Below are 22027 nucleotides of genomic sequence, written 5' to 3'. Positions count from 1 at the left end.
TAGCCAGTGTCAATGTGCGAGATTTTGCTTACCAAACATAAATATGTTTTTAATCATTTGTCATCATTTGCAGCTGTTTTTTTATTAAGAACAGAACCCAATATGTTAAATAAATTCGGAGGCTGTTGTGTTTTATCTGAAAAGGCTGAGTTTGCCGACATGTTCCAATCTTTGAATACGTCAATAGCATCTTGTTTTGTAGCGGTTGAACCATATATTTGAAGGAAAACTTCACCGAACATTAATGCATGCTGTCGGTCTTTTCTTATTATCGCTTCGTGAGTGTATTTTTTTGAATTATTTAAGCAAAAATATGAAAGCCAAGAAAGCAATGCAACGCCAAGTAACCCACGAGTGTAATAATACAAGAGTTCTGTAAGTGTTACGTCCTTAATATCAATTTTGAAAAAGAAAGTTAAAAATGCAGAAATAATGGCCAGCACGCAAAATACCACTCCGCTGATAGCCCATTTGTAAGACATTGCTGTAAAATCTTTATCATCTTGTTGGAGTTTTTCTTTAACTCCTTGAACGTACTCTGGGACTTTTTCATCAATTTTCTTTTGTTGTATCTTGCTTTGTAATTCTTGATTCTGTTCAGAGAGTTCACGATTTTTATTAGTTTGATTTCTGAGTAGAGTTGATGTTTTTTCCTTGCTATCTAATGCGCTACCTAAATCTATTTCCAGTTTAGCTATATGCTTATGCAATTCCTCACAAATATCACGATGTTCTGATAATTGCATTTCGAGTTTTTTGATTTTTTTAGAATGTGAATCAGAGTCTTGGTAATGCAATAAAGGTTCATTGGTAATAGTGCTACTTATGTGAAATACGTCTCTAAGGTGTGGCGGTGCGGAGGAATTAAATAAAACATCAAACTGATTGTAGGTGCGAGAGTTTAAAAGGTTGAGTAATACCTTGTATATATTCTCTGAGATATAAGGTTGGGCACTTTCTAATAAGTATCTTCTTTGTTTAAATTCATTGCCATCAATTCCTGAAATATCACTCATTGTCATAATCCCTTATAAAGGCTTCATTAACAAACATTTGCATTTAGCAATTGCTTGAATTTCTTCAATATTGCATTCAAAGAATGACGCGTTATCTGATATTTTAACTCTACCAACCGGTATTCTTGTTAGCGAGCGAATACTTAACGTACCTTCCACCCAAAGTAACCAATTTCCATCAGTAATTTCATCAAATTTTTGTTCGCATAAGATTAGTGTTTCAGAATCACTAATAATTAATGGCGATAAAACCGTACTAGGAAGCAAGGCTTTATCCAGTAGAAAAAAATTCGAATCGAACAATTCCCCAGCCACTATTTTTTACATTTAATAGCACAGATATCATTTTTGACATCGTCACATGCGGAGCCATTTCCAGTCGCTAACCATGTCAATGACGTGCCAGTTTCAAGTGCACATCTGATTATCCAGTCAGAAGGAAAGGTGTCTCGTAGATATCTGTTAGCCAAAGTGCTCTTTGAAACCATTAAATGTTCTGCTAGAGCTTGTCTTGTAGTGAATCCGTATGCCTCAACAAAGCGCTCAATCGCCTCACGGCCACCAGCCTCAAAATTTAGCGAGTTCCCATTTGGGGGGGGTGATGTTGACATATCTCTTTTTGCGATCCTGGTATTCAGATTGTTCCCAATTGGGAGCTTCTCACAGTTCAAGGCAGTTAATCAAGAAACAAGGAATCATGCATCATGACACCTAACTTTTCAATCTCATTAGCCGTACCGTCTATTTCAATTGAAAAATACAGTGAACTCACCGGCTTATCCATTGACACGATAAATGACATGCTGGCTGATGGCCGCTTGATACGTCATCGTCTGCGTAAAGACAAAAAACGCGAAAAAGTAATGATTAATATAGCAGCGATGACTGTCGACGCCCTTTCTGATTGCAACGTGACTATCAACTAGTTCCATTTTGAGACTTCACGGAGCAACTGACTATGTTTGACTATCGCATACAGGAGGATGACAAATGGCGTCAGTGGTACTGAAAAATGCAGGAATGAGGTTATAGATTAATCAAAGGGTTAGCTGATTAAAAAAGTATTTCAGCTTTAAAATTATATGATGTGCTGTATATATTAAGAGTAATATTGGGAGGGAGTTGTGAACAATTTGTTCATGGGGTCACTTGCACTGCAGCGGATAGAACTTATGGCCCGACTGGTCGCCGGCTCAGATTGTAGCGATGATGACAAGGAGGTTGTGATCTCGTGGCTATCGGAGCTGACGAGCGAGCTGGTTACCAGGCTGAATGAATACGGAGTTGGGCAGGATGAGAGTACGCATTAGTGATTTCGCACCATGGGAAACTCCCTTCCGTACGGCATCCTGCGGTTTGAGAAAGCTGTGCATGTCTATGGTGCATGGATTCGCATGATCCAAAAAGGATCGCAATGGGTCGGGGCCGCCAGGACTGGCGCGCTTTCCGGCCCGTCATGCTCCTGCATGAAAACCACTACACAAAGCGGGAAGGCGTGGCGGGGATAGGAGCGCGCGCAAGATATTTCAACTGCAAGCAATTTCATGTTAACGTACACTCATAATTAAGGTCGATTTGAATGACGGCCGGATAGTTGCGGCCGTAGTAATTCATATACTAATGACAGTGGATGGATCATGAAGGAATCTTTTAGCGCTTCATTAATTATTCAAGGTAAGCACAAATTTTACAGTCTAACGTTGCCAATTGATGTTATCGCTGGTTGTTGTTCACCAAACCCTCGTTCTGAAGATCCACAAGATGGATTTCAACGGAGCTTGGATGAAACAAGGGCTGAGTCGATTGCAAATTATATTATTAATGGTGGGGTAATTCCCTCTAGTATTATATTATCTGCGCAGCCATCTTCTGAGTTTGAATATAATAGTAAAAAGAAAACATTAAGTTTCAATAATGATGTGAAATCATTTCTCATTATAGATGGGCAACACCGTGCTTATGGGTTTAGAAAACTATATGAACGAGGTTTTGATGATAGAAAATTGCGAATTCCTGTAGTGATTTTCTCTGAGCTAAATCCTATAGATGAAGCAAGATTGTTTATTGATGTTAACACGCTTCAAAAACCTGTTCCAAAAGAATTACTTTTGGATATAAAGAAATTAGCTGAAACAGAAAATGCAGAAGAAGAACTTTTAGACCTAATATTTACTTTATTTGAAAGCAATTCCACCAGTGCTCTTGCTGGGAAGTTGTCTCGTTTTGAGAAAAAAAGACACTTTATTTCAAAAGTTACTTTTTATGAAGCATTTAAGCTTATATTGAGGTCTTTCGATATTTCAAGCCCTCAACGCCTGTTTGAGATTGTAAATGCGTATTTATTTGCTGCACAAGACCTGCTGAATTCTCAGGGAGTTAATTTCGATGAGGTAATCATTAAACCTACTTCTTTCAAAATTTTAGTAGGGCATAGTAAAGCTGTAATTGCTATGATATTTGATAACTCACCAGAATCTTCGAGTTTAATTAGTGAGCACAAAAAATATCTCAAGCGGAGCCTTAATGGAAATATAGCTGCGGTTTTAAATAATAGAGCCACAGTAAAAGCAATAGAATTACTAGACAACAAATTGTTAAAAAGAAATATTGTAATATGACAAATCTAGTAAAAATAGAACGTTTGTTTAAGCAATTAGCTTGCCCCTCTATTGTAGGGGCTGGCAAGATTGCACACGGAAGAACAATTGAAAAGCTGGATGATTTAAATTTTACATTGACAAATGTTGTTCCACCTCCACACCAGAAAATCTCTCTGCGGATGATTGATTCCAAAGAGTTTGCTTATTATATGGCGGGGGAGGCGAATAGGTTTTTTCTCGCATCAATGGTATCTTGGAACAGGTCACAGTCTGAAGAAAACGAAAATTTATCTTGGCAAGTTGTTGAGCATTATTATTCTGCATATTACGCAGTACATTACCTCATCCGTATTGCAGGGTTAAGTTTAACAAACGTTGATAAGCCGACGTTACGCACTATTCTTAGGTCAAATATGACTGGGAATGTAATTAATAATCTAGAAAGCGGTCTGAATTTAATGCGCTATGATAGCACGTGCGAAAATATTACTCTTGAAAAAAAAGATAAAAAAGGAGGGTCTCATATTGATGCTTGGGCATCATGGGTTTCTGTTGTGGATCGGCTTATTTTAGAAACTAATGCTGATATTCAAGAATATGCTGAAACAGCAGTTTCCTTATCAGAACATTTAGGTTTTATAAAAAGAGCAAACGATACATTTAGCCCAACAGTAATAAGAAATGAGGTGAACTATCAATTTTCTAATAATGCTTGGTGTTTTGATGGTTTAACTAAAGAAAAAATAAGACGAGTTAGAAAAGTAATTAATGAAAACAGTCTTTTGTTGAGAAATAACGGCGATATGCTTGAGAGTTTAATTTGTAATAATAACTTGATAATCTCATTGGCAAAAAAAGTATTTAAGTCAGCATCGGAAAATAATTCCAAGAGTATTTGTAGGCTGTTGATAACTAAATACAAGCAAAAAATACCCACTCTGGTGTGAGAGGGACAAGCCCTCTCTTTTATTTATTAGAAATAATATTTCGAAAAATGTAAGATATCATCGCCTAACTAGTCGTTAAATTCTTGCATCCTTTTTTGTAAAGGGAGTAGTTCGTTACGAACAAATACTTTGCTCGCCTTTTCAATATCTCCAAAACCACCTACATTATTCGGCATAATCCCCATCATCTGAGGCGGTACGCGGTGCGCTGCCATCATGCCATCCCGGCTGACGTTTTTGATATTCAGAAACTCATCCTTTGCTGCCACTTCTGACAGAGGGATGATCTGGATACCGTCCTTCTTACCGTTGGGTGAGTACATAAACAGGTTGCGGAAGTTCCCTGGGCCTTTGGCACTTTTCATCGCATGGCGAATGTTGTTCACGTCTTCCTGGTTCTGCGCCGCATCAGTCATGTACATGATGAACCCGGCGTGACTGCCGTTGATGTAATACTTACGGCGAAACTGCGTGGCCGACTCATTAAGCAGCGCTGAGGGGATGGCGGACAGGTATTCCGGCAGACCGTAAATCTCCTAGTTCAGATCCGGGTCCATCAGGTGAAAGATGCTGCCTTTGGTGAACCCATACGGCTGGGTGGTCATACCGTATTGCACAAACCAGTAAGTGTCGAGGTCGATCCCGCGTCGGGTGTATTTCGCCAGTGATGGTTCCAGCGACAGAATACCGCCCAGTCGGTTAGTCCTTTTCACCAGATAAGCGTTACCAAATACCAGATAGTACTGCACAAAGCGGCTGAATGCTTGCTGGCTTAGCAACGGGTGCAGGATAAACGTGCTGGTCAGGATGTTACGCTTAACGGTAATCGGTGAGCTGTGATGCACCGCGGCGCGGTAGGTGCGTGCCAGTCCGTCAAAACTCACTGGCGGCTCATTCCATCTGTCCATCCGCACGCACTCCACATAATCCAGCAGTTCGCGTCGGTCCAGTACAGGAATGGGATCGCCAAAGCTGAATGTCTAGGTAGAGGCGGTATTATTGGGTTGTACGTCAGGGGGCATTGCATCCTGTGCGGTCTTCTCAGTCATTAAAAAATCTCCACGATGTTACTTGTGTTGGCGGCTTCGCCCTGCAGTGGTTCGTTAAATAGTGCGTGCATCGTTGCCCAGGCCAAATCGGCGTGGCTGGCCTCTTCGCTGCGGCTGGCTTCATAGGTCGGGCGGTTGCCGCTGGCGGTGGTGGTACGGCGGATAGCCATAAATGACTGCGCAATGTCGGTATGCCCGGCGTCAAACTCCAGGCGCCGGTGGTTGATAATGTCGTATGTCTTAAGCACCAGGGCGTTTTTGACGTTGGGGTTATAGACAAACTCCCGGACGGCAGGGAAAAAGGCTTTCACGTTTTCGTAAACACCATGACCGATGCCGGTAGAGTCAATGCCGATATCGTGGGCATGGTATGCACTGGCTATGATACTGATGCGTCCGTGTTTCCACTCAATAAGTCGGTTCTGCTTACTGATGTGCTGACAGCCAGCGGTAAAGCGGGGGAATCCGGCACGCTGGCCTGTTCTCTGGACGCTATCGCGGACCAGTCAAAACCTGTGACCGTTGTCGTTCGCGTTGCCCAGAGCGAAACCGAAGCGGAAACCACCTCAAATATTATCGGCGGTGTGACTGTAGAAGGTAAAAAAACTGGCATTAAGGCGCTTTTGTCGTCGCAGTCGCAATTGGGCGTGAAGCCCCGCATTCTGGGCGTACCTGGTCATGATACGCAGGCTGTTTCTACTGAACTGCTTAGTGTGGCGCAGAGTTTGCGCGGCTTCGCGTACTTGTCTGCTTACGGCTGCAAAACCGTGGAAGAAGCGATTGCCTACCGCGAAAACTTCAGCCAGCGTGAAGGGATGCTGATCTGGCCTGACTTCATCAACATTGACACGGTACTGCAGGCGGATGCGACCGCTTACGCCATTGGCCTGCGATCCAAAATCGACGAACAAACCGGCTGGCACAAAACCCTGTCTAACGTTGGCGTCAACGGCGTAACCGGTTTGTCTGCGGATGTGTTCTGGGATCTGCAGGACCCGGCAACCGATGCCGGACTGCTGAACCAGAACGACGTCACCACCTTGATCCGCAAGGATGGTTTCCGCTTCTGGGGTCCCCGCTGCTTCAGCGATGATGCGCTGTTCCAGTTTGAAAACTATAGCGGATTTACAACCAGCATCGAACTGGAAGTGAATATCGATAATTTAGCAATGGACTGAAGTTTTCAAAAGGGAACTTAAAGTTCACAAGGTGAAATAATGTTTTATCATTATTGCGATTTCCGGAAAAATGGCGAGGACGTAAAAATGATGATTTGCCCATTGTGTGGAAGTGCAGCCCATACTCGCAGCAGTTTCCAGGTCTCTTCAATGACCAAAGAACGTTACAACCAGTGCCAGAATATCAACTGCAGCCATATGTTCGTAACGCATGAGACGGTTGTGCGCTCAATCTCTACACCTAAAGAGGCACATCCTGTGCAGCCTCACCCCTCAAACTCAGGCCAGGCAGCACTATCTTTTTGAGGCTGTCGCCAATTTGTGCCATGACTTAAAAAGAGGGTTTGTAACTCAATGATTTTAAAGGCTGTAAATTTCAGGCAACAAAAAACCCATCAACCTTGAACCTAAACGGCGGGGATGATGGGCTCCACAAAATGGGGACATCAAAGAAAAGCAGTGGCACTAGTTATGACTGACGTCCTGGGAAAAAGTTCTGTTCATCACCGATTTTTTTGCGAAAAAGTTAAAAATTTTCGGCCGGGGCTAGCCAAGGCCCGGCCAGATGATGACGATCAGCGTACCAGCAAGGGTGAGCAGCACGTTGGCGATAGCGTAGGTGCCAGCGTAGCCGAGCGCGGGAATATTGCTCCGTGCGGTATCGCTGATAATTTCCATCGCCGGGGCGCAGGTACGCGCGCCCATCATCGCGCCGAACAGCATCGCGCGGTTCATGCGTAGCACATAGGCGCCGAACAGGAAGCAGATCACCACCGGCACCAGGCTGACGATAAGGCCGGCGGCCAGCATTTGCCCGCCAATGGCGCCCAGACCGTTATTAATACCCGCGCCGGCGCTCAGGCCGACCCCGGCCATAAACACCATCAGACCGAACTCCTTAACCATGTTCAATGCGCCCTGCGGGATATAGCCGAAGGTCGGATGGTTGGCACGCAGGAAGCCAAGCATAATGCCGGCGAACAGCAGGCCGGCGGCGTTACCGATGCCGAAGCTGAACGAGCTGAACTGGAAGGTGATCATGCCGATCATCAGGCCGACGATAAAGAAGGCGCAGAAAGCCAGCAGATCGGTCACCTGGCTATGAATCGAAATAAAGCCGATGCGGTCAGCGACGGTTTTTACGCGGCGGGCGTCGCCGCTCACCTGCAGCACGTCGCCTTTATTGAGCACCACGTTATCGTCGATTGGCATCTCAATCTGGCTGCGGATCACCCGGTTTAAGAAACAGCCGTGATCGGTCAGCTTCAGCTGCGCCAGGCGGCGGCCGACGGCGTTATGATTCTTAACCACAATCTCTTCGGTGACGATACGCATATCGAGCAGGTCGCGGTCAAACACCTCTTTACCGTTACGGAAGCTTGGGTCGAGGCGGGCATGGGCGTCCGGGTAGCCAACCAGCGCGATATCGTCGCCCATCTGCAGTACCGCGTCGCCATCCGGGTTCGCCAGGATACCGTTACGACGAATACGCTCGATATAGCAGCCGGTCTGGCGGTAAATCCCCAGCTCACGAAGATTTTTGCCGTCCGCCCACGCGACCAATTCCGGGCCGACGCGGTAGGCGCGGATAACCGGCAGATAGACTTTACGCTTGGAGTCGGTATCCAGACCGCGCTCGCGGGCGATCTGCTGGGCGCTGGTCTGCAGATCCTGATGCTGCAGCTTCGGCATATAGCGCGCGCCGACGATCAGGCTCACCAGGCCAACCAGGTAGGTCAGGGCGTAGCCGAGGCTCAGGTGGTCAAGCGACTGCGCCAGCTGATCGCTGGGCAGGCCAAAGTGGCGTAGGGTATCGCCAGCGCCCACCAGCACCGGGGTGGAGGTCATAGCGCCCGCCAGCATCCCGGCGGTCAGGCCGATGTCCCAGCCAAACAATTTGCCCAGCCCCATAGCGATTAACATCGCGCTGGCCACCATCACCAGCGCCAGCATCAGATAGTTTTTGCCGTCGCGGAAAAAAATCGAAAAAAAGTTGGGGCCCGCTTCGACGCCGACGCAGAAAATAAACAGCATAAAGCCAAGATTTAGCGCATCAGTGTTAATGGCGAAGTGCTGCTGACCTAATAATAAAGAAACGACTAAAACGCCAATGGAATTACCAAGTTGTACTGACCCGAGGCGAAGTTTCCCCAGGCAAAGACCCAGTGCGAGTACAACAAACAATAACAGGATGTAATTCCCGTTTAACAAATCTGCGACGTTTATATTCACGAAAGCCAACTTCTCGTTTACTAGTAAGTTGTTGAAGGAAATGGTTTTTTGGTCTAAGGTTGCTCAAGCGTTCGCACTATGCCGAACGTTATTCTGGCATCCCGTTAATACCGATAAAACAGTGCCGCTAGTTTAATCTTTCCTGGTTGCTGCGGCTAGTCACAATCGTTTTACTCTGACGGGAGCGTTATAAGCATGGACTGCCAGAATGCTATTTCTGACTGGATGAAGTGAAAGATAGTTAGAGGCGAAATCAGGAGGATGTCGTGAAATCTGAGCGCGCGTGGGCCGGTATAATTTGTGGGTTCTTTCTGTTTATTGTGGTCTGTTTATCGCTGTTGCTGCATATGAAAGGGGCTTTTCGGCAAACGGGCAACCCCGAGCTTGGGCTGCTTTTCTTTGTGCTGCCTGGGGCGGTGGCGAGCTGCTTATCCCCCGGCCGGCGCGTCATACGTCCGCTGATTGGCGCCATGCTGGCGGCACCGGTTTGTTTGGTGGTGATGCGGATGTTCTTTATTACTCATCGATCGTTCTGGCAAGAACTGGCGTGGTTATTTAGCGCGGTGTTCTGGTGCGCGCTTGGGGCGCTATGCTTTTTATTTATTTGCGTCTGGCTGGACGCCAGACGCAGGCACTCAACGGAAGAGTAAAAATTCTCAAGCGAACAGGCCGAGATTCTCTTTCGCCCAGGCTTCGAAATCCGTGCAGCCGCCGATGTGTTTCTGATCGACGAAAATCTGCGGTACGGTTTCTACCGGCTTACCGACGGTTTTTTCCAGATCGGCTTTGCTGATGCCTTCCGCGTGGATATCAATGTAGCGATAGCTGAAGTCATCGCGCTCGTTGCTCAGTTTCTCGGCCAGCTCTTTGGCGCGAACGCAATACGGGCAACCTGGGCGACCAAAAATAACGGTAAACATGCTTCTCTCCTTAAATCTCAGCCGGATGGCGAATGTGGCTATGATGCCGCGTTCCGTTAACAAGGGAAAGCAGGTTTTACCTTTTATAGCGATGGTTGCGGGTTATGCTTGATAAATATCATCTGCTGCAAGACCCTACACAGACGCGCCAGCGATGCGCGTGGCATGAGTATATTGAGGAGCGTTATGCGATCGCCTGCCGCATTACCCAAAAGCATTCTGATTGTTGAGCTCGTCGGCATGGCGCTGCTGACGCTGGCCTGGCTGTCGTTGAACCACTATGTTCAGCTGCCGGCGCCGTTTGCCAGCCCGACGGCGGCGCTTATCATGATCTTTGCCGGGATCCTGCTGATGATCCCGGCGGCGATAGCCTTAATGTGGCGAATAGCGAAAATTGTCGCGCCGCAGTTGACCGATAATAAGACCTCATCTTCTACCCCGTCCGAAAGAGAAAAACGCCATGACGCCGACCATTGATCTGCTGCGCCACCACCGTTCCATCCGCCATTTTACCGACGCGCCGATTAGCGACCAGCAGCGTGAGGCGATCATCGCCGGGGCGCAAGGGGCGTCCAGCTCCAGCTTTTTACAATGTACCTCGATTATTCGCATTATCGACCCGCAGCTGCGTGAGCAGCTGGTTCCGTTGACCGGCGGCCAGCAGCACGTGGCGCAGGCGGCGGAGTTTTGGGTGTTCTGCGCCGATTTCAACCGCCACCTGCAAATTTGCCCACAAGCGCAGTTGGGGCTGGCTGAACAGCTGCTGCTGGGCGTCGTCGACACCGCGCTAATGGCGCAGAATGCCTTAATCGCCGCGGAATCCCTGGGATTAGGCGGCGTTTATATTGGCGGCCTGCGTAATAACATTGACGCGGTAACCGAGCTGCTGCAGCTGCCGAAACACGTTTTACCGCTGTTTGGCCTGTGCCTTGGCTGGCCTGCTGACGACCCGCAGGTTAAGCCGCGTATTCCGCCTGCGATGCTGGTGCATGAGAATCACTACCAGCCGCTTGATCAACAGGTGCTGGCGCAGTATGACGAACAGCTGGCGGATTATTATCTGTCGCGCGGCAGTAATACCCGCCGCGATACCTGGAGCGACCATATCCGCCGCACCATCATCAAAGAGAGCCGGCCGTTTATTCTCGACTATTTGCATAAACAGGGCTGGGCAACGCGCTGATTCCCTATACACTTCACCCTGCAAACGCAGAGTGCTGGCTGCCAGTTATTTTCTAAGAGGTGTTGGGTGAAAATCGCTATATTATCCCGGGATGGAACGCTTTATTCTTGCCGCCGCTTGCGTGAAGCCGCGCAAAAACGCGGGCATCAGGTCGAGATCCTCGATCCGCTCTCCTGCTATATGAGCGTCAGCCCGGTTGCCTCCTCAATTCACTACAAAGGGCGACAGTTGCCCCATTTTGATGCAGTCATTCCGCGTATCGGCACGGCCATCACCTATTACGGCACCGCCGCGCTGCGGCAGTTCGAGCTGCTGGGCAGTTATCCGCTAAACGAGTCGGTGGCGATTACCCGCGCCCGCGATAAGCTGCGCTCGTTGCAGCTGCTGGCGCGTCAGGGAATCGATCTACCGGTCACCGGTATTGCCCACTCGCCGGACGACACCAGCGATCTGATCGCGATGGTCGGCGGCGCGCCGCTGGTGGTGAAGTTAGTCGAGGGGACGCAGGGGATCGGCGTGGTGCTGGCGGAAACGCGACAGGCGGCGGAAAGCGTGATTGACGCCTTCCGGGGTCTCAATGCGCACATTCTGGTGCAAGAATATATCGCTGAGGCAAAAGGGTGCGATATCCGCTGCCTGGTGGTTGGCGATGAGGTGGTGGCGGCGATTGAACGGCGGGCGAAGGAGGGCGATTTTCGCTCTAACCTGCACCGCGGCGGCGTCGCCACTACGGCCACGCTTAGCGATCAGGAGCGGGAGATGGCGATTAAAGCGGCGCAAACGCTGGGTCTGGACGTGGCAGGCGTGGATATTCTGCGCGCCCACCGCGGCCCGCTGGTGATGGAAGTTAACGCCTCGCCGGGGCTGGAAGGGATTGAAACCACCACTCACGTCGATATTGCCGGGCGAATGATCGCGTGGATCGAGCGCCAGGCCACGCCTGGATATTGTCTAAAAATGGGAGGGTAGCGTCACTTCGTTATCCTTTCATGGAATGCGACGCATTTTTTGCGTAAGCTATGCGTCGTTTTTTATCCAGCAAGAGGTCACAGGCACTATGGATTCACTGGTCGTTCCGGGTCTTGATACGTTACGTCATTGGCTCGACGAGTTAGGCATCAGTTTTTTTGAGTGCGACTCCTGCCAGGCGTTGCACCTGCCGCATATGCAGAATTTCGACGGTATTTTCGATGCCAAAATCGACCTGCTGGACAACGTGGTGCTGTTTTCGGCGCTGGCGGAAGTGAAGCCCTCTGCGCTGCTGCCGCTGTCGGCGGACCTGTCGGCGATCAACGCCAGTTCGCTGACCGTAAAAGCGTTCCTTGATATTCAGGATGATAACCTGCCGAAGCTGGTGGTCTGCCAGGCGCTGCCCGTTGGCGCGGGCGTCACTCTCGAACAGTTTGCCTGGTTCTTCCGCCAGAGCGAAGAGCAGGTCTCGATGGTCATTCTGGAAGCCGGCGCCAATCAGCTGCTATATAAAGCGGAAGAGCAGGAAGAAGAGGCCGCAGCCGAAGAAGTGCAATACCATTTTCTGCACTAACTAATAAAAGCAGCCGCTGCGACGGCGGTTGCTTATTTATTCTGTCACAAACCCTCATTTAAAGAATTATTCACTGCTGTTTTACTGCTTCGCTTTTATCTCGTAGACCTTTATTGGCTGGAAATATGATCCAGGGCGTTTTTTTGCCTGGGCTATATCCTCTTATTCTGGCTACAGTTATTCTGGCGAGGCGTCCATTTGCGGGCAGCCAATCAGGGAGAGGTTTCCTCTCCTTATCTCAGGCAATGAAAAATATGCATGATTCTTGCATGCGTTCAGGTTCGTCTATTGCGTCCGTGAATTAACGGGCCTTGAGAAGGAAATACAGATATGACCGCCTTGGGTAAAAAATGGTTAACAGGTGTGATTACGGGTGCGCTGATGGCCGTTTCTGCCGGCTCGCTCGCAGCGGAACAAAAAACGCTGCACGTCTATAACTGGTCTGATTATATTGCGCCGGACACGGTCGCCAATTTTGAAAAAGAGACCGGTATTAAAGTGGTGTATGACGTATTTGATTCCAACGAGGTGCTGGAAGGTAAATTAATGGCCGGCAGCACCGGGTTCGATCTGGTGGTGCCATCGGCAAGCTTCCTTGAACGCCAGCTGGCGGCCGGAGTGTTCCAGCCGCTGGATAAAAGTAAACTCCCGAACTGGAAAAACCTCGACCCGAAAGTTTTACAACTGGTGGCGCGTCACGATCCCGATAACAAATATGCGATGCCGTACATGTGGGCGACTACCGGCATCGGCTATAACGTCGATAAAGTGAAAGCGGCGCTGGGTAAAGACGTACCGTTGAACAGCTGGGATCTGGTGCTCAAACCGGAAAACCTTGAGAAGCTGAAAAGCTGCGGCGTCTCCTTCCTTGATGCCCCCGAAGAGATTTTCTCGACGGTGCTGAACTATCTCGGCAAAGATCCAAACAGCACCAAAGCCGATGATTACACCGGACCGGCAACCGATCTGCTGTTGAAGCTGCGCCCCAATATCCGTTACTTCCACTCTTCGCAATATATTAATGACCTGGCAAACGGCGATATCTGCGTCGCTATCGGCTGGGCGGGCGATGTCTGGCAGGCGGCAAACCGGGCGAAAGAGGCGAAGAACGGCGTCAATATCTCCTACTTTATTCCGAAAGAGGGGGCGCTGGCCTTCTTTGATGTCTTCGCCATGCCGGCGGATGCCAAAAATAAAGACGAAGCCTATCAATTCCTGAACTATCTGCTGCGCCCGGAGGTCATCGCCCACATCAGCGATCACGTCTACTACGCTAACGGCAACAAAGAGGCGACGCCGCTGGTCAGCGCCGACATCCGCAACAATCCGGCGATTTACCCGCCGGAGGATGTCTTCGCCAAGCTGTTCACCCTCAAGGTGCAGGATCCGAAGATTGACCGCGTGCGCACCCGCGCGTGGACCAAAGTGAAAAGCGGAAAATAACGCCGTCAGGCCCGGTACGCCGGGCCTGTAAAGGTCTGACCGACTGTTCGCTGGTGAACATAGAACTGAAGAATGTATGGCAACCGGGCCATACGGTGATTGTATTTGCCGGAGAGCACCCGAGTGAATGACGCAATGCCCCGCCCACAGGCGAAAGCCCCCAAAGCGCTGACCCCGCTGCTGGAAATCCGTAATTTAACCAAATCCTTCGATGGGCAACACGCCGTCGATGATGTCAATCTCACTATTTATAAAGGTGAAATATTTGCCTTACTGGGCGCGTCCGGCTGCGGTAAATCGACGTTGCTACGCATGCTGGCAGGTTTTGAGTTGCCCACCGCCGGGCAGATTGTGCTGGATGGCGTCGACCTGGCGCGCGTGCCGCCGTATCAGCGGCCGATCAATATGATGTTCCAGTCTTACGCGCTGTTTCCCCACATGACTGTTGAGCAAAATATCGCCTTTGGTCTCAAGCAGGACAAGCTGCCGAAGGCGGAGATTAACGCCCGCGTCCAGGAGATGCTGGCGTTGGTGCATATGCAGGAGTTCGCCAAACGCAAGCCGCACCAGCTTTCCGGCGGCCAGCGTCAGCGCGTGGCGCTGGCGCGAAGCCTGGCGAAGCGGCCGAAACTGCTGCTGCTTGATGAACCGATGGGCGCGTTGGATAAAAAACTGCGCGACCGGATGCAGCTTGAGGTGGTGGATATTCTTGAGCGCGTCGGCGTCACCTGCGTGATGGTCACCCATGACCAGGAAGAGGCGATGACCATGGCGGGCCGTATCGCCATCATGAACCGCGGTAAGTTCGTGCAGATAGGCGAGCCGGAGGAGATCTATGAACATCCGACGACCCGCTATAGCGCCGAGTTTATCGGTTCGGTAAACGTCTTCGAAGGGCTGGTCAAAGAGCGACTGGAAGATGGTCTGGTACTGAATGCGCCGGGGCTGGTGCATCCGCTGAAAGTCGATCCGGATGCCTCGGTGGTGGATAACGTGCCGGTCTGGGTGGCGCTGCGTCCGGAGAAAATCATGCTCTGCGACGAACCGCCAGCGGACGGCTTTAACTTTGCGGTAGGCGAGGTTATCCATATTGCCTACCTCGGCGATCTGTCTATCTATCATGTCCGTCTGAAAAGCGGGCAGATGATTAGCGCCCAGCTGCAAAACGAACATCGCCATCGCAAAGGCATGCCGACCTGGGGTGATGAAGTTCGCTTGTGCTGGGACGCCGATAGCTGCGTTGTTCTGACGGTGTAAGGAGAGGGCGATGAGCACATTAGAACCTCCAGCCGGCGGCAAAAAGCCCGGCGGTTTTGCCCTGTGGCTGGCGCGCCAGCAGATGGCCCACGGGCGTAAGCTGGTGATTGCGCTGCCGTATCTGTGGTTAATCCTGCTGTTTTTACTGCCATTCTTGATCGTTTTTAAAATCAGCCTGGCCGAAATGGCGCGGGCGATCCCGCCTTATACCGAGTTACTGTCGTGGGCCGACGGTCAACTGACGTTGACGCTTAATCTCGGCAACTTCCTGCAGCTGACCGACGATCCGCTGTACTTTGAGGCTTATCTGCAGTCGCTGCAGGTGGCGGCAATTTCCACCTTTTGCTGTCTGCTATTGGGCTATCCGCTGGCGTGGGCGGTGGCGCATAGCAAGCCCTCGACGCGCAATATCCTGCTGCTATTGGTGATATTACCTTCGTGGACCTCATTCCTCATTCGCGTTTACGCCTGGATGGGGCTGCTGAAAAGCAACGGGGTGCTCAATAACTTCCTGTTATGGCTTGGAGTTATCGATCAACCGCTGGAGATTTTGCATACCAACCTGGCGGTGTACATCGGTATCGTTTACGCCTACCTGCCGTTCATGGTGCTGCCGATTTATACCGCGCTGACGCGTATCGACTATTCGCTGGTGGAAGCGTCGCTGGATCTCGGCGCCCGGCCGTTAAAGACCTTCTTCCAGGTGATTGTTCCGTTAACGAAAGGCGGCATTATCGCCGGCTCGATGCTGGTGTTTATTCCGGCGGTGGGCGAGTTCGTCATCCCGGAACTGCTCGGCGGACCTGACAGCATTATGATTGGCCGCGTGCTGTGGCAGGAGTTCTTTAATAACCGCGACTGGCCGGTAGCATCGGCGGTGGCGATTGTGATGCTGCTGCTGTTGATCGTGCCGATCATGTGGTTCCACAAACATCAGCAAAAACAGATGGGGGATCATGGATGAATGACTTACCGGTAGTACGTTCGCCATGGCGAATTCTGATCCTCGTGCTCGGTTTTACCTTTCTGTATGCGCCGATGCTGATGCTGGTTATCTATTCATTTAACAGTTCGAAGCTGGTGACGGTATGGGCGGGGTGGTCGACGCGCTGGTATAGCGAGCTGTTTCATGATGACGCGATGATGAGCGCGGTGGGGTTAAGCCTGACCATTGCCGCCTGTGCGGCGACGGCGGCGGCGATCCTCGGTACGATTGCCGCGGTGGTGCTGGTGCGTTTTGGCCGTTTTCGCGGTTCCAACGGTTTTGCTTTTATGATCACCGCGCCGCTGGTGATGCCCGATGTGATTACCGGGCTGTCGCTGCTGCTGCTGTTCGTCGCGCTGGGGCATTCCATCGGCTGGCCATCGGATCGCGGCATGTTGACGATATGGCTGGCGCACGTCACCTTCTGTACTGCCTACGTGGCGGTGGTGATCTCTTCACGTCTGCGCGAGCTGGACAGGTCAATCGAAGAGGCGGCGATGGATCTCGGCGCCGCGCCGCTGAAGGTGTTCTTCGTGATAACCTTGCCGATGATTATGCCTGCGGTCATTTCCGGCTGGTTGCTGGCCTTTACCTTGTCGCTTGATGATCTGGTGATTGCCAGCTTCGTTTCCGGGCCGGGGGCGACGACGCTGCCGATGCTGGTCTTCTCCAGCGTGCGGATGGGCGTTAACCCGGAAATTAACGCCCTGGCGACCTTAATCCTCGGCGTGGTGGGAATTGTCGGTTTTATCGCCTGGTATTTAATGGCTCGCGCAGAAAAGCAGCGCGTGCGCGATATCCAGCGTGCAAGAAGGGGCTGAACCCACTAAAATCGCTAACAGAGCCTATTATCGGCGCCGCACACGTGGCGCCGTTTTCATGGATGACTTTACGTTGGGATTGTTTACAAAAACTCGATCGTCTCATGCTCGTCTTAACGTCCCTGTGCTGGTACAGGTGGCGGCCTTTGCTATTATCTTAATTCGCGGTCTCGACCTGTTAATGATCCTCAATCAGCTTGGCGTGCAGGGAATTGCCGATTTTATCCATCGTAGCGTGCAAACCTGGGCCCTGACGCTGGTGTTTCTGGCGAGTCTGGCGTTGGTGTTTATCGAGATCTGGTGCGCCTTTTCGCTGGTGAAAGGCCGTAACTGGGCGCGCTGGCTCTACCTGCTGACGCAAATTATCGTCATCTCTTATCTGTGGGCGGCCTCGATTGGCTATGGCTATCCGGAACTGTTCAGCGTGGCCGGGGAGTCAAAGCGGGAAATTCTCCATGCGCTGTTTCTGCAGAAGCTGCCGGATCTGCTGGTGCTGGCGCTATTGTTTATCCCGGCGTCGTGCCGACGGTTTTTCCGCTTGCAATAACGGTGATACAATCCCCGCCCCGGTTTTTTTGAAGGTCTTCTTATGCACTGCGCACTTTACGACGCGGGCCGCTGCCGTTCCTGTCAGTGGCTGGAATTGCCATTGACGCAACAGCTCGCCGATAAAATGGCGAACCTGCGCAAACTGCTGGCGGGTCAGCCGGTGATGACATGGCTTGCTCCGGTCTCAGGTCCGGAGACGGCGTTTCGCAACAAAGCGAAAATGGTCGTAAGCGGTAGCGTAGAGCGCCCGCTGCTCGGCATGCTGCATCGCGATGGCACGCCGGAAGATCTCACCGATTGCCCGCTGTACCCGCCGAGTTTCGCGCCGGTTTTCGCCGCGCTGAAGCCGTTTATCGCCCGCGCCGGACTCACCCCCTATAACGTTGCCCGCAAGCGCGGCGAGCTGAAGTATTTGCTGCTGACCGAAAGCCAGCAGGGCGGCATGATGTTGCGTTTCGTCCTGCGCTCTGCGGATAAGCTTGCACAACTGCGCGCCGCGCTGCCGTGGCTGCAGCAGCAGTTGCCGCAGCTTAAGGTGATTACCGCCAATATTCAGCCCGTGCACATGGCTATCATGGAAGGGGAGCAGGAGATTTTCCTCAGCGATCAACCGGCGCTGGCGGAGAACTTTAACGGCGTACCGCTGTGGATCCGCCCGCAAAGCTTTTTCCAGACCAACCCGACGGTGGCGAGCCAGCTCTACGCTACCGCCCGCGACTGGGTGCGCGCGCTGCCGGTCAACCACATGTGGGATCTGTTTTGCGGCGTCGGCGGTTTTGGTCTGCACTGCGCCACCCCGCAGATGCGCCTTACCGGTATCGAAATCGCTCCGGAAGCCATCGCCTGCGCGAAGCAATCCGCGGCCCAGTTGGGGTTAAGCAATCTCCATTTTCAGGCGCTGGATTCCACGCAATTCGCGACGCATGAAGACGATATTCCACAGCTGGTGCTGGTCAACCCGCCGCGGCGCGGCATCGGCGCCGAACTGTGCGATTATCTAAGCCGCATGGCGCCGCCGTATATCATTTACTCGAGCTGTAACGCCCGGACAATGGCCGCAGATATTGACCGTCTGCAGGGCTATCGCGTTGAGCGTGTACAGTTGTTCGATATGTTCCCACATACCGCGCATTATGAAGTGCTGACGCTGCTGGTTCGTGAAGTTTAAACAAAATGTGAACTCTTTAAGCGGCTGAAATCGGGTAAGCTTTATGAAACGAGCGTGAAATTCGTGGAGCGAATCTGATGAGTAAAAAAATCCTGCTGGTGGAAGATGATGATGATATCGCAGCTTTGTTGCGCCTGAATCTGCAGGATGAAGGGTATCAAATCGTGCATGAAGCGGACGGCGCGCAGGCGCTGCGCCAGTTGGATAACGGCGTCTGGGACGCGGTGATTCTTGACCTGATGTTGCCTAACGTCGACGGGCTGGAGATTTGCCGCCGCATCCGCCAGCAAACGCGCTATCTGCCGGTGATTATTATTAGCGCCCGTTCCAGCGAAACCCAACGCGTGCAGGGGCTGGAGATGGGCGCCGATGATTATCTGGCGAAACCTTTTTCTCTGCTGGAGCTGATTGCCCGGGTGAAGGCGGTGTTCCGCCGTCAGGAAGCAATGGGACAAAATCTCTTGATGGATGCCGGACGTATCGCCTGCCACGGCCTGAATATCGACCCGCTGTCCCGGGAAGTCAGGCTGCGCGGTGAATTGGTGGACCTCACGCCGCGCGAATTCGATCTGCTCTATTACTTTGCCCGCCATCCCGGCGAAGTTTTTTCGCGCCTGGCGCTGCTGGATAGCGTCTGGGGCTATCAGCATGAAGGCTATGAACATACGGTCAACACGCATATTAATCGTCTGCGCACGAAAATAGAGCGCGACCCGGCAGAGCCGGACATTATTCTTACCGTCTGGGGGAAGGGCTATAAATTTGCCCCCTACAGCGCCGGGGCGCAGTCATGATCCGCCGACTCAGCCTCAGCCAACGGCTGTCGTTGGTGTTTATCGGCCTGCTGCTGCTGTGCGCGCTCTCCGTCTGCCTGCTCCAGCTCTATAGCAGCGCGCAGTATGGTAACGTCATGGTGCAGCGGCTTTCCGCCGGGCTGGCGCAGCAGATTGCCGCTCGCGAGCCGCTGCTCAACGCCCGCGGCGAGGTCGATCGCGCGGCATTGAAACCACTATTTGACCGTCTGATGGTATTTAACCCAAGCGTCGAGCTGTACCTCGTTTCGCCGGATGGCGAGCTGCTGGCGGATGCCGCGCCGCCGGGGCACATTAAACGCCAGCGCATTGCCATGGCGCCGGTGCAGGCGTTTCTCTCCGGCGGCGCGTGGCCGATTTATGGCGACGATCCGCGCAGCATGGACCAGCAAAAAGTGTTTAGCGCCGCGCCGCTACGCCTTGACGGCCAGCTACGTGGCTATCTTTATATTATTCTGCAGGGCGAAACGTTTAATGAACTGGCGCAGAGCGCCTGGCAGAAGACGCTGTGGAGCTTGCTGCTATGGACCCTGCTGCTGGTGGCGCTATTTGGCCTGTTGGCCGGCGGCCTGGCGTGGTACTGGGTAACGCGCCCGGTACGCCAGCTGACGGCGCTGGTGGCGGCGGGGGATAGCGACAGCATTCGCGCAATCAAAGCGCTGGCGGCGCAGGCGCCGGACCCGTATCCCGGAAATGAAGTGGCGCTGCTGCATAACCGTTTTATCGAACTGGCGCAGCAGATCGCCGGGCAGTGGGATCGGCTGGCTGATAGCGATCGTCAGCGCCGGGAGTTTATTGCCAATATTTCGCATGACCTGCGTACGCCGCTGACTTCGCTGCTGGGGTATCTGGAGACGCTATCGCTTAAGGATGATCGCCTGACGGCGCAGGAGCGCAAGCAGTATCTGAATATCGCGCTACGCCAGGGAAATAAAGTTCGTCATCTCTCACAACAGCTATTTGAGCTGGCGCGCCTTGAACATGGCGGTATTAAGCCGCAGCCGGAAAAGTTTATCCTTGCCGAGCTGATTCAGGACGTGGCGCAAAAATTCGATCTGGCGATTGCCACCCGCGAAATCCGTCTGCGCCTGGAATTGGCGTCAGGCTTGCCGTTAGTTGAGGCGGATCTTTCGATGATGGAGCGGGTATTAACTAATCTGCTGGATAACGCCATTCGCCATACTCCGCACGGGGGCGAAATTCGTCTCTCCTCGCGCCAGCAGGGGGCACAGGTGGTGGTCGAGGTGGCCGATAGCGGCCCGGGCGTCGCCGGTGAATTACGGGCCAATCTGTTTGAGCGGCCATCGGTACTGGAACCGGGGCAGCAGAGCGCCTCACGAGGCGGGCTGGGGTTGATGATTGTTCGGCGGATGCTGCAACTGCACGGGGGCGATATTCGCCTGCTGGAAGTACCGGCAGGGGCCTGTTTCCAGTTTACCCTGCCGCTGTAAGGGGGAGCGTTGCCGTTTGACCCGGCTCAGGCGGTTGCGCCCTAAGCCGGGAAGCGCAGGTCTTACTCCGGGAACCACTGGTTGCTAATTTTCTGGTAGGTTCCGTCAGCTTTAATCGCTTTCAGCGCGGCGTTGAGTTTTTCCAGCAGCGCTTTATTATCCGGGCGCACCGCAATGCCGAGACCGGTACCGAAGTACTGCGGGTCGGTCACTTTCGGCGTCGCCGCGCCTAACTGCGGGTTGGTCTTCAGCCATTCGTTGACCACCGCGGTATCGCCGAAGACGCCATCGATACGGCCGTTTTTCAGGTCGATAATGGCATTCTGATAGCTATCGTAAGCGACGGTTTTGACTTCCGGGTGCTTATCCTGCAGGTATTTCTGGTGCGTGGTGCCGTTTTCCATGCCGATACGCTTACCCTTCAGGTCATCAAAAGAGTGGTACGCGTCTTTTTTGGCGATCACCAGCGCCGAGTTGGCATAGTACGGGTCGGTAAACGCAACCTGTTTGCTACGCTCAGGCGTGATGTCCATGCCGGAAATTACCGCATCATACTTTTTAAATTTTAGCGCCGGGATCAGGCTGTCGAAAGCGTGGTTGGTAAAAGTACAGTCGGCCTGCATTTGCTTACACAGCGCTTTAGCCAGATCGAGATCGAAACCGACAATCTGGTTATTCGCATCCATGGATTCAAATGGCGGATAGGTCGCGGAAACGCCAAAGCTGATTTTTTCCGCGGCAGCGGCGCCAAAGGCGAAAGAGCTAAGCAGAGCGGCCAGAACTAACTTTTTCATAGTGGGACTCCCGTCGGTCAATCTTATGATGTTGTGCCGGTTTACGGCTGAAGTTCACAATGCCATTAAATGAATTTAT

23 protein-coding genes and 3 pseudogenes are annotated in these 22027 nt (G+C 51.8%); 18 read left to right on the top strand and 8 right to left on the bottom strand.

All coding sequences use genetic code 11. The annotated features are described in order from the left end of the window. Positions 1-53: 53 nt before the first annotated feature. The 3 genes from PGR23_RS08975 to PGR23_RS08965 are packed head-to-tail and all read right to left on the bottom strand — an operon-like array spanning position 54 to position 1627. Positions 54-1016 carry a hypothetical protein gene (locus tag PGR23_RS08975; protein ID WP_396279812.1) on the bottom strand — a complete coding sequence of 321 codons (963 nt, stop codon included), beginning with the start codon at positions 1014-1016 and terminating at the stop codon, positions 54-56. Positions 1017-1028: 12 nt separating this feature from the next. Then, positions 1029-1331, bottom strand: coding sequence for a hypothetical protein (locus PGR23_RS08970; protein WP_396279811.1), 303 nt, complete (start codon positions 1329-1331; stop codon positions 1029-1031). Further along, entirely contained in the window at positions 1331-1627 is a 297-nt protein-coding gene (locus PGR23_RS08965; RefSeq protein WP_396279810.1) for a helix-turn-helix transcriptional regulator, read from the bottom strand. Before PGR23_RS08965 ends, PGR23_RS08970 begins: the two co-directional genes overlap by 1 nt. Positions 1628-1720: 93 nt before the next feature. On the opposite strand from PGR23_RS08965, the gene PGR23_RS08960 reads away from it, so the two are divergent. The 3 genes from PGR23_RS08960 to PGR23_RS08950 all read left to right on the top strand — a co-directional run bounded on the left by PGR23_RS08960 (position 1721) and on the right by PGR23_RS08950 (position 4563). Beyond that, positions 1721-1942, top strand: coding sequence for a regulator (locus PGR23_RS08960; RefSeq protein WP_396279809.1), 222 nt, complete (start codon positions 1721-1723; stop codon positions 1940-1942). 711 nt (positions 1943-2653) lie between these two features. Further along, positions 2654-3634: a DGQHR domain-containing protein gene (locus PGR23_RS08955; RefSeq protein WP_396279808.1), complete on the top strand. Its 981-nt coding sequence runs from the start codon at positions 2654-2656 to the stop codon at positions 3632-3634. Beyond that, positions 3631-4563 carry a hypothetical protein gene (locus PGR23_RS08950; RefSeq protein ID WP_396279807.1) on the top strand — a complete coding sequence of 311 codons (933 nt, stop codon included), beginning with the start codon at positions 3631-3633 and terminating at the stop codon, positions 4561-4563. Before PGR23_RS08955 ends, PGR23_RS08950 begins: the two co-directional genes overlap by 4 nt. Positions 4564-4631: 68 nt before the next feature. On the opposite strand, the pseudogene PGR23_RS08945 reads toward PGR23_RS08950, so the two are convergent. Both PGR23_RS08945 and PGR23_RS08940 read right to left on the bottom strand, forming a co-directional pair. Beyond that, a pseudogene (locus PGR23_RS08945) lies at positions 4632-5585 on the bottom strand (phage portal protein). Between the two features lie 26 nt (positions 5586-5611). Continuing rightward, positions 5612-5974 (bottom strand): annotated as a pseudogene (locus PGR23_RS08940) (hypothetical protein); the annotation flags it as partial. On the opposite strand from PGR23_RS08940, the pseudogene PGR23_RS08935 reads away from it, so the two are divergent. Further along, positions 5957-6733: pseudogene (locus PGR23_RS08935) on the top strand (phage tail sheath subtilisin-like domain-containing protein); the annotation flags it as partial. The pseudogenes PGR23_RS08940 and PGR23_RS08935 overlap by 18 nt on opposite strands. Before the next feature lie 144 nt (positions 6734-6877). Further along, positions 6878-7096: an ogr/Delta-like zinc finger family protein gene (locus tag PGR23_RS08930; protein WP_396280111.1), complete on the top strand. Its 219-nt coding sequence runs from the start codon at positions 6878-6880 to the stop codon at positions 7094-7096. A 240-nt stretch (positions 7097-7336) separates the two neighbouring features. Here PGR23_RS08930 and PGR23_RS08925 read toward each other — a convergent pair whose 3' ends face one another. Continuing rightward, positions 7337-9022, bottom strand: coding sequence for an aspartate:alanine antiporter (locus PGR23_RS08925; protein ID WP_015704851.1), 1686 nt, complete (start codon positions 9020-9022; stop codon positions 7337-7339). Between the two features lie 266 nt (positions 9023-9288). Between PGR23_RS08925 and PGR23_RS08920 the strand changes: the two genes are divergently transcribed. Next, positions 9289-9672, top strand: a complete 384-nt coding sequence (locus tag PGR23_RS08920; protein ID WP_015367534.1) for an inner membrane protein YbjM — start codon at positions 9289-9291, stop codon at positions 9670-9672. Between the two features lie 6 nt (positions 9673-9678). Here PGR23_RS08920 and PGR23_RS08915 read toward each other — a convergent pair whose 3' ends face one another. Next, positions 9679-9942, bottom strand: a complete 264-nt coding sequence (locus PGR23_RS08915) for a GrxA family glutaredoxin (protein WP_045396328.1) — start codon at positions 9940-9942, stop codon at positions 9679-9681. 186 nt (positions 9943-10128) lie between these two features. On the opposite strand from PGR23_RS08915, the gene PGR23_RS08910 reads away from it, so the two are divergent. The 12 genes from PGR23_RS08910 (at position 10129) to PGR23_RS08855 (ending at position 21154) form a co-directional block, all read left to right on the top strand. Further along, entirely contained in the window at positions 10129-10419 is a 291-nt protein-coding gene (locus PGR23_RS08910; RefSeq protein WP_045396326.1) for a YbjC family protein, read from the top strand. After that, positions 10403-11125 (top strand): nitroreductase NfsA, encoded by a 723-nt coding sequence (nfsA, locus tag PGR23_RS08905; RefSeq protein ID WP_396279806.1) that lies wholly within the window; start codon positions 10403-10405, stop codon positions 11123-11125. The genes PGR23_RS08910 and nfsA overlap by 17 nt, the downstream gene beginning before the upstream one ends. 66 nt (positions 11126-11191) lie before the next feature. Then, on the top strand, positions 11192-12094 hold the full coding sequence (rimK, locus tag PGR23_RS08900) for a 30S ribosomal protein S6--L-glutamate ligase (RefSeq protein ID WP_015367529.1): 903 nt from the start codon (positions 11192-11194) through the stop codon (positions 12092-12094). 88 nt (positions 12095-12182) lie between these two features. After that, complete coding sequence (locus PGR23_RS08895; RefSeq protein ID WP_015367528.1) at positions 12183-12668, top strand: YbjN domain-containing protein; 486 nt, start codon at positions 12183-12185, stop codon at positions 12666-12668. Positions 12669-12998: 330 nt separating this feature from the next. Then, the gene (gene potF, locus PGR23_RS08890; protein WP_032711260.1) at positions 12999-14111 is read left to right on the top strand and encodes a spermidine/putrescine ABC transporter substrate-binding protein PotF; all 1113 of its coding nucleotides are present in this window, start codon (positions 12999-13001) and stop codon (positions 14109-14111) included. A gap of 123 nt (positions 14112-14234) precedes the next feature. Next, on the top strand, positions 14235-15368 hold the full coding sequence (gene potG / locus PGR23_RS08885) for a putrescine ABC transporter ATP-binding subunit PotG (RefSeq protein WP_015367526.1): 1134 nt from the start codon (positions 14235-14237) through the stop codon (positions 15366-15368). A 10-nt stretch (positions 15369-15378) separates the two neighbouring features. After that, positions 15379-16332, top strand: a complete 954-nt coding sequence (potH, locus tag PGR23_RS08880) for a putrescine ABC transporter permease PotH (RefSeq protein WP_015367525.1) — start codon at positions 15379-15381, stop codon at positions 16330-16332. Then, entirely contained in the window at positions 16329-17174 is an 846-nt protein-coding gene (potI, locus tag PGR23_RS08875) for a putrescine ABC transporter permease PotI (protein ID WP_015367524.1), read from the top strand. Before potH ends, potI begins: the two co-directional genes overlap by 4 nt. A 58-nt stretch (positions 17175-17232) precedes the next feature. Then, a complete protein-coding gene (locus PGR23_RS08870; protein ID WP_045396319.1) occupies positions 17233-17721 on the top strand; it encodes a YbjO family protein in 489 nt (162 codons plus the stop codon). Between the two features lie 42 nt (positions 17722-17763). Then, positions 17764-18891: a 23S rRNA (uracil(747)-C(5))-methyltransferase RlmC gene (gene rlmC, locus PGR23_RS08865; protein ID WP_396279805.1), complete on the top strand. Its 1128-nt coding sequence runs from the start codon at positions 17764-17766 to the stop codon at positions 18889-18891. A gap of 77 nt (positions 18892-18968) precedes the next feature. Next, positions 18969-19685, top strand: coding sequence for a response regulator transcription factor (locus PGR23_RS08860; RefSeq protein WP_015704857.1), 717 nt, complete (start codon positions 18969-18971; stop codon positions 19683-19685). Further along, positions 19682-21154 carry a sensor histidine kinase gene (locus PGR23_RS08855; RefSeq protein ID WP_045396315.1) on the top strand — a complete coding sequence of 491 codons (1473 nt, stop codon included), beginning with the start codon at positions 19682-19684 and terminating at the stop codon, positions 21152-21154. The genes PGR23_RS08860 and PGR23_RS08855 overlap by 4 nt, the downstream gene beginning before the upstream one ends. 62 nt (positions 21155-21216) lie before the next feature. Here the strand turns inward: PGR23_RS08855 and artJ are convergent, their stop codons facing one another. Next, positions 21217-21948: an arginine ABC transporter substrate-binding protein ArtJ gene (artJ, locus tag PGR23_RS08850; RefSeq protein WP_015367519.1), complete on the bottom strand. Its 732-nt coding sequence runs from the start codon at positions 21946-21948 to the stop codon at positions 21217-21219. Between the last annotated feature and the right edge of the window lie 79 nt (positions 21949-22027).

The sequence above is a fragment of the Klebsiella sp. 141162 genome (assembly GCF_050600755.1).
GTDB lineage: Bacteria > Pseudomonadota > Gammaproteobacteria > Enterobacterales > Enterobacteriaceae > Klebsiella > Klebsiella aerogenes.
This window is presented reverse-complemented; position numbering and strand designations above follow the sequence as displayed.

Excerpts from the sequence above, each read along its gene's own strand:
- potI (WP_015367524.1), top strand. The coding sequence starts at position 16,329 with ATGAATGACTTACCGGTAGTACGTTCGCCATGGCGAATTCTGATCCTC.
- PGR23_RS08975 (WP_396279812.1), bottom strand. The coding sequence starts at position 1,016 with ATGAGTGATATTTCAGGAATTGATGGCAATGAATTTAAACAAAGAAGA.
- PGR23_RS08930 (WP_396280111.1), top strand. The coding sequence starts at position 6,878 with ATGATGATTTGCCCATTGTGTGGAAGTGCAGCCCATACTCGCAGCAGT.
- potH (WP_015367525.1), top strand. The coding sequence starts at position 15,379 with ATGAGCACATTAGAACCTCCAGCCGGCGGCAAAAAGCCCGGCGGTTTT.
- PGR23_RS08915 (WP_045396328.1), bottom strand. The coding sequence starts at position 9,942 with ATGTTTACCGTTATTTTTGGTCGCCCAGGTTGCCCGTATTGCGTTCGC.
- PGR23_RS08955 (WP_396279808.1), top strand. The coding sequence starts at position 2,654 with ATGAAGGAATCTTTTAGCGCTTCATTAATTATTCAAGGTAAGCACAAA.
- artJ (WP_015367519.1), bottom strand. The coding sequence starts at position 21,948 with ATGAAAAAGTTAGTTCTGGCCGCTCTGCTTAGCTCTTTCGCCTTTGGC.
- potF (WP_032711260.1), top strand. The coding sequence starts at position 12,999 with ATGACCGCCTTGGGTAAAAAATGGTTAACAGGTGTGATTACGGGTGCG.
- nfsA (WP_396279806.1), top strand. The coding sequence starts at position 10,403 with ATGACGCCGACCATTGATCTGCTGCGCCACCACCGTTCCATCCGCCAT.
- PGR23_RS08855 (WP_045396315.1), top strand. The coding sequence starts at position 19,682 with ATGATCCGCCGACTCAGCCTCAGCCAACGGCTGTCGTTGGTGTTTATC.
- PGR23_RS08860 (WP_015704857.1), top strand. The coding sequence starts at position 18,969 with ATGAGTAAAAAAATCCTGCTGGTGGAAGATGATGATGATATCGCAGCT.
- PGR23_RS08910 (WP_045396326.1), top strand. The coding sequence starts at position 10,129 with ATGCGATCGCCTGCCGCATTACCCAAAAGCATTCTGATTGTTGAGCTC.
- PGR23_RS08960 (WP_396279809.1), top strand. The coding sequence starts at position 1,721 with ATGACACCTAACTTTTCAATCTCATTAGCCGTACCGTCTATTTCAATT.
- PGR23_RS08870 (WP_045396319.1), top strand. The coding sequence starts at position 17,233 with ATGGATGACTTTACGTTGGGATTGTTTACAAAAACTCGATCGTCTCAT.
- PGR23_RS08950 (WP_396279807.1), top strand. The coding sequence starts at position 3,631 with ATGACAAATCTAGTAAAAATAGAACGTTTGTTTAAGCAATTAGCTTGC.
- PGR23_RS08895 (WP_015367528.1), top strand. The coding sequence starts at position 12,183 with ATGGATTCACTGGTCGTTCCGGGTCTTGATACGTTACGTCATTGGCTC.
- PGR23_RS08965 (WP_396279810.1), bottom strand. The coding sequence starts at position 1,627 with ATGTCAACATCACCCCCCCCAAATGGGAACTCGCTAAATTTTGAGGCT.
- rlmC (WP_396279805.1), top strand. The coding sequence starts at position 17,764 with ATGCACTGCGCACTTTACGACGCGGGCCGCTGCCGTTCCTGTCAGTGG.